At 71.1% G+C, this 14,264-nt stretch carries 12 protein-coding genes; 10 read left to right on the forward strand and 2 right to left on the reverse strand.

The annotated features are described in order from the left end of the window. Positions 1-6: 6 nt before the first annotated feature. Positions 7-945 (reverse strand): Lrp/AsnC family transcriptional regulator, encoded by a 939-nt coding sequence (locus tag ACFVU2_RS17030; RefSeq protein ID WP_387876697.1) that lies wholly within the window; start codon positions 943-945, stop codon positions 7-9. Between the two features lie 225 nt (positions 946-1,170). Between ACFVU2_RS17030 and ACFVU2_RS17035 the strand changes: the two genes are divergently transcribed. The 5 genes from ACFVU2_RS17035 (at position 1,171) to ACFVU2_RS17055 (ending at position 7,895) form a co-directional block, all read left to right on the forward strand. Then, the gene (locus tag ACFVU2_RS17035; RefSeq protein ID WP_387876700.1) at positions 1,171-2,517 is read left to right on the forward strand and encodes an MFS transporter; all 1,347 of its coding nucleotides are present in this window, start codon (positions 1,171-1,173) and stop codon (positions 2,515-2,517) included. A 3-nt stretch (positions 2,518-2,520) separates the two neighbouring features. Further along, on the forward strand, positions 2,521-4,194 hold the full coding sequence (locus ACFVU2_RS17040) for an amidohydrolase (protein WP_387876703.1): 1,674 nt from the start codon (positions 2,521-2,523) through the stop codon (positions 4,192-4,194). Between the two features lie 37 nt (positions 4,195-4,231). Then, the gene (locus tag ACFVU2_RS17045; protein ID WP_387876704.1) at positions 4,232-5,860 is read left to right on the forward strand and encodes a thiamine pyrophosphate-binding protein; all 1,629 of its coding nucleotides are present in this window, start codon (positions 4,232-4,234) and stop codon (positions 5,858-5,860) included. A gap of 69 nt (positions 5,861-5,929) precedes the next feature. Then, entirely contained in the window at positions 5,930-6,913 is a 984-nt protein-coding gene (gene speB / locus ACFVU2_RS17050; protein ID WP_387876850.1) for an agmatinase, read from the forward strand. Continuing rightward, positions 6,906-7,895, forward strand: coding sequence for a C-terminal binding protein (locus ACFVU2_RS17055; RefSeq protein ID WP_387876707.1), 990 nt, complete (start codon positions 6,906-6,908; stop codon positions 7,893-7,895). The genes speB and ACFVU2_RS17055 overlap by 8 nt, the downstream gene beginning before the upstream one ends. 10 nt (positions 7,896-7,905) lie before the next feature. Here ACFVU2_RS17055 and ACFVU2_RS17060 read toward each other — a convergent pair whose 3' ends face one another. Continuing rightward, complete coding sequence (locus ACFVU2_RS17060) at positions 7,906-9,018, reverse strand: nuclease-related domain-containing protein (protein WP_387876709.1); 1,113 nt, start codon at positions 9,016-9,018, stop codon at positions 7,906-7,908. Positions 9,019-9,176: 158 nt separating this feature from the next. On the opposite strand from ACFVU2_RS17060, the gene ACFVU2_RS17065 reads away from it, so the two are divergent. From ACFVU2_RS17065 to ACFVU2_RS17085, 5 genes are all read left to right on the forward strand, one after another. Beyond that, complete coding sequence (locus tag ACFVU2_RS17065; protein WP_387876712.1) at positions 9,177-9,374, forward strand: hypothetical protein; 198 nt, start codon at positions 9,177-9,179, stop codon at positions 9,372-9,374. Positions 9,375-9,495: 121 nt separating this feature from the next. After that, on the forward strand, positions 9,496-10,032 hold the full coding sequence (locus ACFVU2_RS17070) for a hypothetical protein (RefSeq protein WP_387876714.1): 537 nt from the start codon (positions 9,496-9,498) through the stop codon (positions 10,030-10,032). A 130-nt stretch (positions 10,033-10,162) separates the two neighbouring features. Beyond that, the gene (locus ACFVU2_RS17075; protein ID WP_387876717.1) at positions 10,163-10,936 is read left to right on the forward strand and encodes an SDR family NAD(P)-dependent oxidoreductase; all 774 of its coding nucleotides are present in this window, start codon (positions 10,163-10,165) and stop codon (positions 10,934-10,936) included. Between the two features lie 186 nt (positions 10,937-11,122). Continuing rightward, positions 11,123-12,586 (forward strand): FAD-dependent monooxygenase, encoded by a 1,464-nt coding sequence (locus ACFVU2_RS17080; protein WP_387876720.1) that lies wholly within the window; start codon positions 11,123-11,125, stop codon positions 12,584-12,586. A 138-nt stretch (positions 12,587-12,724) separates the two neighbouring features. Next, on the forward strand, positions 12,725-14,131 hold the full coding sequence (locus ACFVU2_RS17085; protein ID WP_387876723.1) for an LPXTG cell wall anchor domain-containing protein: 1,407 nt from the start codon (positions 12,725-12,727) through the stop codon (positions 14,129-14,131). The last annotated feature ends 133 nt before the right edge of the window (positions 14,132-14,264 follow it).

Here is a 14,264-nt window from a genome sequence, read left to right on the forward strand (position 1 = left end):
GCAGAGCTACCCCCGCACGATCCTCCCCAACGTCCGCGTGTAGTCCTCTTTGATGATGTCGAGGTGGGCCCAGGTCTCTACCGCGCCGACCTCGGGCAGCGCCCGCAGGTCCTCGATGACCTCCAGCACGCCGGTCCGGGTGGTGCCGACGATGGTGGCGACCACGTCGTAGGCGCCGTGGGCGTCCGCGGCGAGGTCGACGGCGGTCGTGTCCACGAGGTAGCGGTGCACGGGCCCGGCCGAGCCGCGCAGGGCGATGCCGACGCCGACGGCGACGCGGTTGCGGGAGAGGCCGCCGGCGTCGATGGCGGCGATGCGGATGACGCCGGCGTCGAGGAGGCGCTTGACGCGGGCGCGCGCGGACGACGGGGACAGGCGTACGCGGTCGGCGAGTTCGCGGTAGCTGGCGCGGCCGTCGTCTTGCAGAACGGCGATGAGGTCGTGGTCGAGGCGGTCCAGCTTCACGGAGGTGACGGAGGCGGCGGTGATGAACTCCTTGAGCAGGGCGTCGTAGGTGCTGACGCGCAGGCCGCGGACGCCGGGGATGTCGCGGATGGCGGTGAGGGTGGCGTGCAGTTCGTCGGTGTCGCCGTGGCGGGACTCGAAGACGATGGGGGAGGAGCCGCTGACCAGCGAGACGAACACGGTGTCGGGGAGGTCGGCGATCCGCTCGGCGACGGGGCGAGCACGGCCGTCGACGGCGACCATGCCGTGGATCAGCACGTTCAGGCCCGCGAAACCGGGGTCGAGGGCGGCGACGACGCGGAGCCCGTCCCGGCCGATGAGGGTGCCGAGGCGGCGGGAGACGAGGTCGCGGGAGACGCCGAGGGTGCGGGCGAGCTCGTGGATGCTGGCGCGGCCGTCGGACTGCAGGGCGCGGACGAGGCTGCTGTCGAGGGCGTCGCTGTCGCGCTCGGGAGTGGTTCGGTCGGGGCGGATCGGCACATCCGCAGAATACCCGGAAACACCCGCGGTGGGCCGCAGATCGATGGCGAACACGAACCAGTCCGGACGATCCGCGATAGTTTTGATCATCCCCGACGTCAAAACGATGGCAGAGCGCTGCGCCTGACGCCGAACTGCGCTTGCGCATTCATCGCGACGGGAAGAGACTTCACGTCGAAACGAGCACGACAATCGAACCAGGCAATGCAAGCAAAGGAGCTTCGTGTGTCTCTAACCGCAACGCAACCCCCCGGGCACGCCCGCGCGTTGAAGGCCGGGCTGGCGTCCGTCGTCGGCACGACCATCGAGTGGTACGACTTCTACGTCTACGCGACGGCCGCGGCCATCGTGTTCCCCCAGGTGTTCTTCCCGGAGGTGAACCACGCGCTCGGCACGCTCGCCTCGTTCGGCACCTACGCGGTGGCGTACTTCATGCGGCCGCTGGGCGGGATCATCTTCGGCCACATCGGCGACAAGCTGGGCCGCAAGCGTGCTCTGACGATCACCCTCTTCATCATGGGCGTCGCGACCGTGCTGGTCGGCTGCCTGCCCGGCTACAACACGATCGGGATCCTCGCGCCCATCCTGCTCATCGTGCTCCGCATCGCGCAGGGCCTCGCGGTCGGCGGCGAATGGGGAGGCGCGAGCCTCATGTCGGTGGAGAGCGCACCTCCGAAGTTCAAGAACTTCTACGGCGGGTTCACCCAGCTGGGCAACCCGCTCGGCGCTCTGCTCGCCTCCGGCGCGTTCTGGATCCTCGCCGGGATGGGCGACGACGTGCTGCTGACCTGGGGCTGGCGCGTGCCGTTCCTGTTCAGCATCGTTCTCATCGGCGTCGGCATCTGGGTGCGCTACCGCGTGGAGGAGACGCCGGTCTTCGAGGAGAAGATCGAGGGGCACACGCAGTCCACCCCGATCCTGTTCGCGCTGCGCAACAACTGGCTCGCCATCATCCTCGGCTTCTGCATCATCGCGATGTCGTCGGGCGGCTACGTGATCGCCACGGTCTTCGTGCAGAACTTCGCCACGAGCCCGGAGGTCGGCCTCAACGCCGGCGTCATCCTCGGGGCGATGACGGTCGCCTCGTTCATCGAGGCGCTGGTCACCCTGCCGCTGGCGCTGCTCGGCGACAAGTGGGGAGGCAAGCGGGTCATCATGCTCGGATCGCTGCTCTCGTTCGTGGCCGTGATCCCGCTGGTGCTGGTCATCCAGAACCACCAGGTGACGCTCATCTACATCTTCGTCAGCGTCATCCGCATCACGCTGAGCGGCGCGTGGGCTCCGCTCTCGACCGTCATGACGCAGATGTTCCGCCCGCAGGCGCGCTACACCTCGATGTCCCTCTCGTACGGGATCGGCGCCGCGGTCTGGGGCGGCCTGTCGCCGGCCATCGCGACCGGCCTGATCGCCATCACCGGGACCTTCTGGTCCGCAATCTGGTTCTTCGGCGCCCTCGCGCTGATCGCCATCGTCGGCACCTGGTTCGCGCCGCAGCACTCCGACACCGCACCGGCGACGGGATCCTTCAACCCCCGCCTGGACACCACCGCCATCAAGACCACGAGGATCTGACCCATGCGACACCTGGCAACGTTCGACGACCGCGACTCGGCCCCCACCATCGTGACGGCCGACGCGATCCTGACCGTCGACGACGACGCGCCCCGAGCGGAGGCGCTGCTCACCGCCGGCGGCCGCATCCTCGCCGTGGGCACGCTCGCCGAGGTGGAGGCGGCGGCGGACGCTGCCGGTGTCGCGGCGGCCCGCGCGGACTACCCGGGCGCGACGATCGTCCCCGGCTTCATCGACGCGCACGCGCACCCGCTGATGTACGGGCAGCTGCTCACCTGGGTGGACGTCAGCCCCGCGAAGGCGGCGTCCATCCCGGAGATCGTGGAGCTGATGCGGGAGGGCGCCCACCGGCTCCCGGCCGGCGTCCCGCTGCGCGGCTACGGCTACGAGCAGCGCAACCTCGCCGAGCAGCGCCACCCCACGAAGGAGGAGCTGGACCGCATCGCGACCGACCGCGAGGTGTACATCATGAACGCCTCCGGCCACGGCGGCGTGGTCAACAGCTACACGCTCGAGAAGTACGGCATCACCCGCGACTCGGCCAACCCCGAGGGCGGCGAGTTCTTCCGGGATGCGGACGGCGAGCTCACCGGCGAGCTGTCCGACGCGGCCTGCAACGTGCTCACCGGGCTGCACGGGGTGAAGATCGGCCACCACGGCCCGAACTTCCACCTCGGCGACGAGCCGGCCGAGCACCAGCGGCAGCTCGACATCGCGCAGCGCGAGTTCCTGTCGTCCGGCGTGACCGCGCTCGGCGACGCGCAGGTGTCCAAGCGCGAGCTGGCCGCCTACCTGGCGATGGCCGACCGCGGCGAGCTGTCGGTGCGCGTCTCGATGTACTTCCTGTCGCACCTGCTCGACCAGGTGATCGACCTCGGCCTCACCGGTCCGTTCGGCAACGCGTTCCTCTCGGTGGCGGGCATCAAGCTCTACGCCGACGGCACGCTCGGCGGCTGGACCGCCTACTTCCCCGAGGGGTACGTCGGCGACCCGTGCCGCACCGGCCAGCTCTACCACGAGCCCGCCGAGTACGCCGGGCTCGTGGCCAAGGCGCACGCCGCTGGCCTGCAGACCGCGACGCACGCCCAGTCGCCGACGGCGATCGCGATGGTGGTGGATGCGGTGGAGCAGGTGCTGACCGAGCACCCGGACGCCGACGCGCGCCACCGGATCGAGCACTGCGGCCTCCCGGACCCGAAGGAGATCGCGCGGATGGCGAAGCTCGGCATCCGCCCGGTGAACCAGACGCAGCACTACTACAACTGGGGCGAGGGCGTGGAGCAGGCCATCGGGACCCCGGGCGAGCGGTTCAACCCGCTGGGTGAGTTCATCGAGGCGGGGGTGCCGGTGACGATCTCCTCCGACGCCCCGGTCGCCGAGCCGCGTCCGCTGGAGGCGATCCAGGCCGCCGTGACCCGCGTCACGCGCCGCGGGCACAAGCTCGGCCCCGACACGCTGCGCATCAGCGCGGAGGAGGCGCTGCGCGCGCACACGCTGGAGGGTGCGATCACCCTCGGCCGCGAGAACGAGCTCGGCTCCCTCGTCGCCGGCAAGCGCGCCGACTTCGTGGTGCTGGGCGCGAACCCGCTCACGGTCGACGCCGACGCGATCTCGGCCATCCCGGTCCGCGCGACCTGGGTCGACGGCACGCCCCGGTTCGACGCCGATGACCACTGAGACCGCAACCGACACCGCTCCGGGAGGACGACCAGGCATGGAGACACGCGCCAGACGCACGACCGGATGGGTGCTGATCGAGACCCTCCGCAACTATGGTGTCGACACGGTGTTCGGCATCCCGGGCACCCACAACCTCGAGTTCTACCGGCCGCTGGCCGCGCTCGGCGTGCATCCCGTGACCACCCGCCACGAGCAGGGTGCGGGATACGCGGCCGACGGCTGGTCGCTGCAGACCGGCCTGCCGGGCGTCGTGATCACGACGAGCGGGCCGGGCCTGCTGAACGCGCTCTCGGCGGCGGGCACCGCGTACTGCGAGTCGCGGCCGATGATCCTGCTCTCGCCGGGGCCGGCGCGCGGGCGCGAGTTCGCCGACGTGGGCACGCTGCACGAGACGAAGGATCAGCTCGGCGCCGCCTCCGCGATCGTCGAGTGGGGGCGCCGGGTGCAGTCGGCCGAGGAGGCCGTGCAGGCCGTACACGACGCGTTCGCGCTGTTCGCGACCGGGCGCCCGCGTCCGGTCTACATCGAGGTGCCGCTCGACCTGCTCGAAGAGGAGGTGGAGGTGCCGGCCGACGCACTGGTCGCGTGCACGGCTGCCGCACCCGCGGCTCCCGATGCGCAGGCGATCCAGGAGGCGGCACGCCTGCTGGCCTCCGCCACCGACCCGGTCATCCTCGCCGGTGGCGGGTCGCGTGCGGCGTCGGCCGAGCTGAGGGCCCTCGCCGAGCGTCTCGGCGCGCCGGTCGTCACGACGCTGAACGCCAAGGGCGTGCTCGACGAGCACCACCCGCTCTCGCTCGGCTCCAACCTGCGGCTGGCGGCCGCGCGCAACCGCGCCCGCGACGCCGACGTGCTGCTGGTCGTCGGCTCGAAGCTGGGCGAGGCCGAGCTGTGGGTGGATGCGCTGGAGGCCCGCGGGCACGTCATCCGCATCGACCTGGTCGCCTCGCAGCTCGACAAGAACCAGGAGGCGGAGGTGCGCGTCGTCGCCGACGCCGCGGTCGCGCTCGCCGCGATCACGGCGGCGCTCGGCGAGTCCGCACAGGCGGATGCCGACACTGTCGACGCCCGTGCCGCCCGTGTCGCCGAGACGCTGGAGGCCGTGCGCGCGGAGTGCGCCGAGCTCTCCGCCGTCAACACCGACCTCGCGGAAGCCATCGCGGCGGCGCTCCCCGCCGACGCCATCGTCGCGACCGACTCGTCGCAGATCGCGTACTGGGGCCTCCTGAACACGCTGCGGGCGAGCACGCCGAACTCGACGCCCTACATGGCCACCTATGCGACCCTCGGCTACGGCCTGCCCGCCGCGATCGGCTCGCGGGTCGCCCGGCCCGACCGGCCGGTGTTCGCCGTGGTCGGCGACGGCGCGCTGATGTTCTCGCTGCAGGAGTTCATGACGGTCGTCGAGCAGCGTCTCGATGTGACGGTGATCGTCGTCGACAACGGCGGCTACGCCGAGATCAAGCAGAACGAGGCGGACGCGGGCATCGCACCCGTCGGCGTCGACCTGGCGCAGCCGGACTGGGCCGCCCTCGCCGACGCGTTCGGCGGCACCGGACGCCGCGTGGCCTCGGCCGCCGAGCTGGCCGAGGCCGTCGCCGCCGCGGGCGCCGCCGGTGGACTGCAGGTCGTCCACCTCCCGCAGCACACGTTCACGAAGTAGGAGAGACCCATGAGCACGACGCCGTCCGGCACCCCGGCCATCCCGCCCCAGGGGAATCCAGCCCAGGGCATGCCTCCCATCGGCCCGCTCGATGCGTCGAAGACGCCGCGCTACGCCGGACTCTCGACGTTCGCCCGGCTACCCCGCCTGGAAGACGTCCCCGCTGTCGACCTCGCCGTCGTCGGCATCCCCTTCGACACCGGGGTCAGCTACCGGCCGGGCGCGCGCTTCGGCCCGGAGCACGTGCGCGCCTCCAGCCGGCTGCTGCGGCCCTACAACCCCGCGCAGGACTTCTCGGGCTGGGAGGCCGTGCAGGTCGCCGACGCCGGCGACATCGCAGTGAACCCGTTCCACATCGACGAAGCGGTGCGGCAGATCGCCGAGGCCGCGAGCGATCTGGGCAGCCGGGTGCATCGCATCCTCACGATCGGCGGCGACCACACCATCGCCTACCCGCTGCTGAAGGCGGTCAGCGAGAAGCACGGCCCGGTCGCCGTGCTGCACTTCGACGCGCACCTCGACACCTGGGACACCTACTTCGACGAGCCGATCACGCACGGCACGCCCTTCCGCCGGGCATCGGAGGAGGGCTACCTCGACCGCACCGCGTCCGTCCACGTCGGCACCCGCGGCCCCCTGTACAGCAAGCAGGATCTGGAGGACGACGAGCGTCTCGGCTTCGCGATCGTGTCGAGCGAGTACATCGAGGAGCACGGGATCCCCGCCGCGCTCGAACGCATCCGCACGCGCATCGGCGACCGGCCGCTCTACATCTCCATCGACATCGACGTGCTCGACCCGGCGCACGCCCCCGGCACCGGCACTCCGGAGGCCGGCGGCCTCACCAGCCGCGAGCTGCTGCGTCTGCTGCGCGGTCTGACGGACCTCAACATCGTCGGCGCCGACGTGGTCGAGGTCGCGCCCGCCTACGACCACGCCCAGGTGACCGGGATCGCCGCCGCGCACGTCGCGTACGAGCTGATGACGGCGATGGCCCAGGTGATCGTGCGCGAGGGCAGCGCCCACCCGCGCGGAGCAGGCAGCGATGAGTGACGCCTCCCGGCGCCCGGTCGCCGTCTACACCGACGTCGAGGACACCGACCCGGCACCCGGGATCGCTCTGCTCGAATCCCACGGCTTCGAGGTGCGCGTGCTCGGCACCCGCGACCCGGCGGCGATCGTCGCGGGCGCGCAGGACGCCGACGCGCTGCTGCCCGGGTACGCCGCCGTCACCCGCGAGATGATCGCGTCCCTCCCGCGCCTGAAGGTCATCGCGCTGATGTCGATGGGCTTCGACTACGTGGACGTGGAGGCCGCGACCGAGCACGGCGTCTGGGTGACGAACGTGCCCGGCGCCGCGACGGAGGAGGTGGCGACGCACGCGCTCGCCCTGCTGCTGGCGAGTGCCCGGCAGCTCCCCTTCTACACGTCCTCGGCCACCCCGGACCGCTGGAACGAGCGTGCCCCCGAGGCACCGCCGCGCCTGAGCGAGCGGACCCTCGGCATCCTCGGGCTCGGGCGGATCGGCCGCGAGTTCGCCCGGCTCGCCGGGCCGCTGTTCGGCCGCGTGCTCGGCTACGACCCGATGCTGCCCGACACCCCCGAGGTGACCGCCGAGCTGAACCGGCTCGGGATCGCCCGTGCGAGCCTCGACGACGTCCGTCGCGGCGCGGACGTGCTGTCGCTGCACATGCCGCTCACCACCGAGACGACCCGGATGGTGGATGCGGCGTTCCTCGAGCAGATGCCGGTCGGATCCATCCTGGTCAACGTGTCGCGCGGCGGTCTGATCGACAATGACGCGCTCGTCGCAGCGCTCGAGAGCGGCCGGCTCTCGGGGGCCGCGCTCGACGTGCTCGACCAGGAGCCGCCCGCGCCCGGCCATCCGCTCGTCGGGCGGGACGATGTCGTGCTCACCCCGCACATCGCCTACTTCTCGCGCTTCACCGAGGTGGAGTACGTGCGGGTGCAGGCGCAGAACGCGGCCGACGCCGTGCAGACGGGGGAGCCGGAGGCGGCGGTCAACCGGGTATGAGACGACGGCATCAGCGCCTTCTCGAACGGGATGACCCTCCCTGTCCGCGGAACGTGAGCAGCACCGCCCTCCCGATGAGGGCGATCCCCGCGACGATCAGGAGCGGCTTCCACGCTGAATAGAGGGCGGGGAGCATGCACGCCGCCGGTCCGGTGCAGGGCTGGGCGGCGAGGTCGCGGATGATCAGGATCGCGCCGATGGCAGCGGCCGTGGTCAGCCAGAGCCCGAGCAGCCGGGGCAAGGTGGACCCCTCCTTCAATCTCGTCGAGGATCGCCTCGCGCCGACGTTCGTCCCTCGGTCACCTCGCTGCCGACTCGATCGAGGAGAGGTGCTCCCTGTTCCCGCTCGGGCTGCGGAGGCTACCGGTGACCGGGGCGCACCGACCCGTGCCACGAGCCGCTCGAAGCGTTGCATGACGCAAAGGGTGTCTGCAGCCCGCGGGTCCGAATGCCAGGTCCCGGGTTCCTCCGCTGCGAGCATGATCAGCTCGGTCTTCGCCGGCGGCAGCAGGGATCGCTGGGACTTCAGCCAGCCGACGAGCGACGAGGCGGGAAGGACGGCGACAGACCTGCTGCTCGCCGACCGGCCGTCCTTGACGGTACGGGCGTTCAGGATCGCCACGACGGGTGTCACGGGAACGGGGAAGCCCGCCTTCGCCGCTAGTCGTCGGGCGACGTCCGCACCATCGCGGTGCGCTGAGGCAAGGTGGTGAGTGTTCGCGTTGTTGACCCGCAGGACGTGGTCGCCGACCCAGATCGCGGCGCCCGAGTGGTGCTTCGTGTTGATCGCGAAGACGCCGCCCGGGCCGATCACGAGATGGTCCACATCCTTCGTGCCTGCGCCGATCGGCACGGCATGTCGCACGAACCAGCCTGGTCCGAGGGCCTCCAGCAACGCCCCCACCGCGATCTCGCCGAGGGCTCCCTGATACCAGGATTCGGCATCCGGATGCAGGATCTCCCGCGCGCCGGATCGCAGAGCGGGATCGACGTCGACCGCGTCCGCCTGCACCTGGAGGCACTTCAACGCGACGGCGTACCCGGCCGGCCGCGACGACAACGCCATGATGCCGGCGAAATCGACCCGCGGCGTCGGCGCCGGGGCAGCTCGCTCGTCCCCCATGACGCCCGACGCTAGTGGACAAGGCACCCCACGGCCCCGCCCCAGAGCAGGGGCCGTGCTGGGCGGCTCCACACGAGTGCGACAACCGCCCCTGGCCCATCCGCCGTCTCGGGTGGAGGATCGGACCAGACGATCGGACCAGGTGGAGGGAGCGGCGCATGTCGAACACGGGTGGGGTCGAGTATCCGGACGAGGCCGGGTATCCGGACGGCGAAGGGACGCTGGACGAGGGGACCGGCGCGTTCCGGGCGCCCGATGCCGAATCCGATGAGGGCGGTGTGGAGGTGGAGGTCGAGGTGCCGCAGGGCGCCGATCAGCTGGACGAGTTCGACGAGGCGGACGCCCGCGACGAGTAGCGTCGCCCTGCAACGCGGCGGCGGTCACCCGAAATGGGGTGCGCCGTGCACGCCGGCCGGGGTGCGGCGCATGCCATGATTTCGTTCGCGCGTCACGGTGATGCGCGAACGGGGGATGAGCATGACTGACGCGACCGACTCTGCACCAGGAGCGCCGAACGAGGCCGTGCCGACTCCGGAGGCCGCAGCGGCACCCACCGCCGGTCCCTTCACCGAGGGGGAGCGAGTCGCCCGTGGCATCGCGCTCGCCCTGCTGATCATCCCGGTCGGGGTGGTCGCCTGGACCATCCTCTGGAACATCGGCTTCATCGCCTCCATCGTGTCGTGGGGTGTGGCCGTCGGAGCGCTGTGGCTGTACCGGGTGGGATCGAAGGCCCGTGTGACCCGTGGCGCGTTCTGGGGGATCGTCGCGATCGTCGTCGTCACCGTGGCGCTCTGCCTGCTGGCCGGCATCTTCAGCGAGCTCGCCGGCGCCGTCGACATCCCGCTCGTCGAAGCGCTCACGCGGCCCGAGTTCTGGCGGCTGTTCGCCGAGAACATCTTCGACAACCCCGAGATGTGGCAGGCGTACCTGCCGCAGGTCGGCCTCGCGCTCCTCTTCGCGGCACTCGGCTGCTTCATGACCTTCCGGCGGCTGTCGCAGGAGTCGCGGAGGTAGGTCTTCGCGCGCGCGCCATCCGTTACCGGAGCGCTACCACCAGCTGCAGGACCCGGAGGGCGACGGGTTCTGCCTCCAGTGACACGGTCACCCCTGGTGCTCACACCCGCGCGCACGGCATAGTCGCGACGTGGACCTTCAGCTGAAAGACAAATCCGCCGTCGTCACCGGAGCCAGCCGGGGGATCGGTCTCGCGACCGTCCGCGCGCTGCTCGCCGAAGGTGCGACCGTCGTCGGAGTCGCCCGCAGCGCGACCGACGAGATCACCGCGCTCACCGCGGGCCCGGCCTTCCGCTTCGTCGCGGCCGACCTGTCCGACCCGGCTCAGATCGACCGGCTGGCGGGCGAGGTGGGGGAGCGCGTCGACGTGCTCGTCAACAATGTGGGGTCGGCGCCGCCGCGGCCGGGTGGGTTCGCCTCCATCACCGACGACGACTGGCTGCGGACGTACGAGCTGAACGCGCTCGCCGGGGTCCGGGTGACGCGGGCGCTGCTGGATCGGCTGCCCGACGGAGCCGCGATCGTCACGATCGCGAGCGAGAACTCGATGCTCGCCGACCCGTTGGTGATGGACTACAGCGCATCCAAGGCGGCAGCGTTGAGCTTCTCGAAATCGCTCTCCAAAGAGCTCGGGCCGCGCGGCATCCGGGTCAACTCGATCAGCCCGGGGCCGGTGGCGACGGCCCTCTGGCTCGGGGCCGGCGGCGTGGCGCAGACGGTGTCCGCGGCGGGTGGGCCGTCGCCGGAGGAGGTGCGGCACGGCGCGGAACAGGCGATGGTGACGGGGCGGTTCACCACACCGGAGGAGGTCGCCGCCCTGGTGGCGATGCTCGCGAGCCCGGTGCTCGGCAACCTGACCGGGGCGGATGTCGTGATCGACGGCGGGATGCGCCAGACAATGTGATCAGCCGGACGATGTGATCAGCCCGGCGATGTGATCAGCCCGGCGATGTGATCAGCCGGACGATGTGACCATCGGCGCCCGCATTTCCAGGATACCGGAGGGCCGGGGGCTTGCGGCAAGGGCCCCTCGGTGCACCAGAATTGCTGGTCGCGGCTGCAATCCGGTCGCGGAGAGGCAGGGGTGCGGATGAATTTGGTGGCGTACGACGTGATCATCGGTGGCGGCGGCCCGACCGGGATGATGCTGGCGGCCGAGCTGCGGCTGCACGGGGTGGACGTGCTCGTGCTCGAACGGGATGAGGAGCCGACGACCGCCGTCCGGGCGCTCGGGCTGCAGCCGCGCACGGTCGAGATCCTGGACCAGCGCGGACTGCTGGAACGATTCCTGGAGCACGGCACGAAGTACCCGGGAGGCGTCGGCTCGTTCGCCGGGATCACCGGCCCGCGGCCCGTCGAACTGGACAGCGCGCACGCGTACCTCCTGGGCATCCCGCAGCCGATCACGGACCGGCTGCTCACCGAGCACGCCGCCGAACTGGGCGCGCACATCCGGCGTGGAGCGGAGCTGACCGGGTTCGCGCAGGACGACGACGGCGTGACCGTCGAGCTCGCGGACGGCACGCGACTGCGGTCCCAGTGGCTGGTCGGCGCCGACGGCGGCCGCAGCCTCGTGCGCAAGCGGCTCGGCGTCGGATTCCCGGGTGAGGCCGCCACCGTCGAATGGCTCCTCGCAGAACTGGAGCTGACGGCTCCCGCCGCCGAGATCGCGGCCGTGGGGGAGAAGGTGCGTGCGACGCACCGCGGGTTCGGGATCGGGCCGACTGTGGACGGTACCTATCGCGCGGTGGTTCCGGCCGCCACGGTCGCCGAGGACCGCTCGGTGCCGCCGACGTTCGAGGAGTTCCTCACCCGACTGAGAGCCTTCGCGGGCACCGACTTCGGGGCGCACTCCCCGCGCTCGCTCACCCGCTTCACCGATGCGACGCGGCTCGCCGAACGGTACCGGGTGGGTCGTGTCTTCCTGGCGGGCGACGCGGCGCACGTGCACCCTCCGCTCGGTGGCCAGGGTCTGAACCTGGGCGTGCAGGACGCCGTGAACCTCGGCTGGAAACTCGCGGCGTCGGTTGCGGGATGGGCGCCGCACGACCTCCTCGACTCCTACTTCGCCGAGCGTCATCCGGTCGCAGAGGGTGTGCTGACGATCACGCGCGCCCAGAGCGTGCTGATCTCGCCCGAACCGGGACCCCAGGCGGTCCGGCGGCTGATGGGGGAGCTGATGGCGTTCGACGACGTCAGCCGGCTCCTGGCCGAACGCGTCAGCGGCACCGGCATCCGGTACGACCTGGGCGAGGGCCCGGACCCGCTCGGACGCAGGCTGCGCGACCTCCCGTTGGGCCGGGGCGGCCGGGTCTACGAGCACCTGCGTACCGGCCGCGGGCTGCTGCTCGATCAGACCGGTGCGCTGACGGTCCGCGGATGGACGGGACGGGTCGATCGGGTCGCCGATTTCGGCGGCGAGCCGGGCGAGCTGGGGGAGCTGGATGCGCCGGCGGTGCTCCTGCGCCCCGACGGGTATGTCGCGTGGATCGGCGGCGAACAGGGCTCGCTCGACGAGGCGCTCGCGCGCTGGTTCGGCACGGTTGAATCGTGAAAATCACCCCTATCCGGGGGATAGTTGCATTTGTCAACCAACCGTAGAGTCGAATGAATAACGGGGGAAATCGCATGTTCACGCGCGCGCCCCGAATCACCAGACGAGCGACACCGACGTGAATGGGTCATTGACAACGTGAATTCGAAGAAGAACAACACCTGGGCCGCACGCGCTGCGGCCCTCGGTCTGAGTGTGGCGATCGCGGGCGGGGCGGCGCTCGTCGCGGCCGCTCCTGCACAGGCGGGCGCCCCGGCGGCCGTGACGGTCGACGGAAGCCAGATCCGCTCGAACGAGGACACCTACCCGGGATGGCACCAGGGCTACGACAACGCAGCCGACCGTGCCGTCGTCGGAGCCAACGGCCTCGAGCTCACCGGGGAATCGCAGATCCTCTACGGCTACACGGAGCAGGAGCGCCTCACCGGTGCACAGCTCGAATCGTCGGTCACCGCGGGCGGCGTCTCGTGGAAGACCTCGTGGAACTCCGCATACTTCCAGCTGCCGCTCTTCTACGGCGACTCGTCGGCGCCGAAGTTCACCACCCTCCGTCCCGCGTCGCCGACAGAGGGCACCAACACGGCCTCGCTCGGCGACCAGTGGGTCACGAGCACGGCGATCAAGGACGCCGACGACACCGTCGTCTTCGAGAAGAACGCCACGGCGTCGCTCGGCGACCTCCTCTCCGCCCTCGACCTGAGCACCGTGCAGGTGCTGGGCTTCGGTGTGCTGACCGAGGCCGGGACGCAGGCTGACGTCGACTCCGTCACGTTCAACGGCACGACCTACACCTTCGCGCCCACCGGTACAGTCGCCGTCGCCGGCGCCCCGGTGGTCGGCACCACGTTGACCGGCTCCACCTCCGGATTCGCGCAGGGCAGCACGCTGTCCTACCAGTGGTTCGAGGCGACTGCCAACTCGGGCGGCGAGGTCGGCGACGCCACCGCGACCTACACCGTGACGGACGACAACGTCGGTCGGGGCATCGGCCTCCAGGTCACCGCGACCCTCCCCGGCTACACGACGACGTGGGCGAACAGCCCGCTGTCGGCTCCGGTCACCGCCCCGCAGAAGCCCGCGGCGGCCGCCCCCGTCGCGAACTCGACGGACCTGCCGGCCTTCCTCGCCTCGCAGAACGTCACTCCGGGAACCCCGCTCTCCGCGGGACTTCCGGCCACGCTGGACCCGACCAAGGGCTACACGGCCTCGGTCGAGTGGGTCTCGAACGACTCGTTCGTCGACGTCTACCTCTACTCGACCCCGATCCTCGTCGGCACCTTCCCGGTCGTCGACGGCAAGGTCCAGGTCACGTTGAGCGCCGACGTGCTCGCCAAGCTCGCCGCCGGCTCGCACACCCTCGTGCTCGTCGGTCAGAGCTCGGGCGACGTCCAGGCCGTGGCGCTGAGCGTCGCCGCCGTCACCTCCACCGCGGCCCTCGCCGCCACGGGTGACAACACCGTGATCCCGGCGACGCTCGCCGGCCTGCTCGTCCTGCTCGGAGCGGCCGGCGTGTTCGTCGCCCGCCGCCGCACCGTCAAGGCGTAACGCACCTCACCCGCGAAGGCCCCCGCTCGCTGAGCGGGGGCCTTCGTCGTGCACCGAGACGGACGTTGTACGCGGTGTCCACGAATCGGCGACGATTGGCCAGCGCGTCCATTCGGCCGCCCAGGGGCAGCGC

It is taken from the genome of Leifsonia sp. NPDC058194 (assembly GCF_042883605.1).
GTDB lineage: Bacteria > Actinomycetota > Actinomycetes > Actinomycetales > Microbacteriaceae > Leifsonia.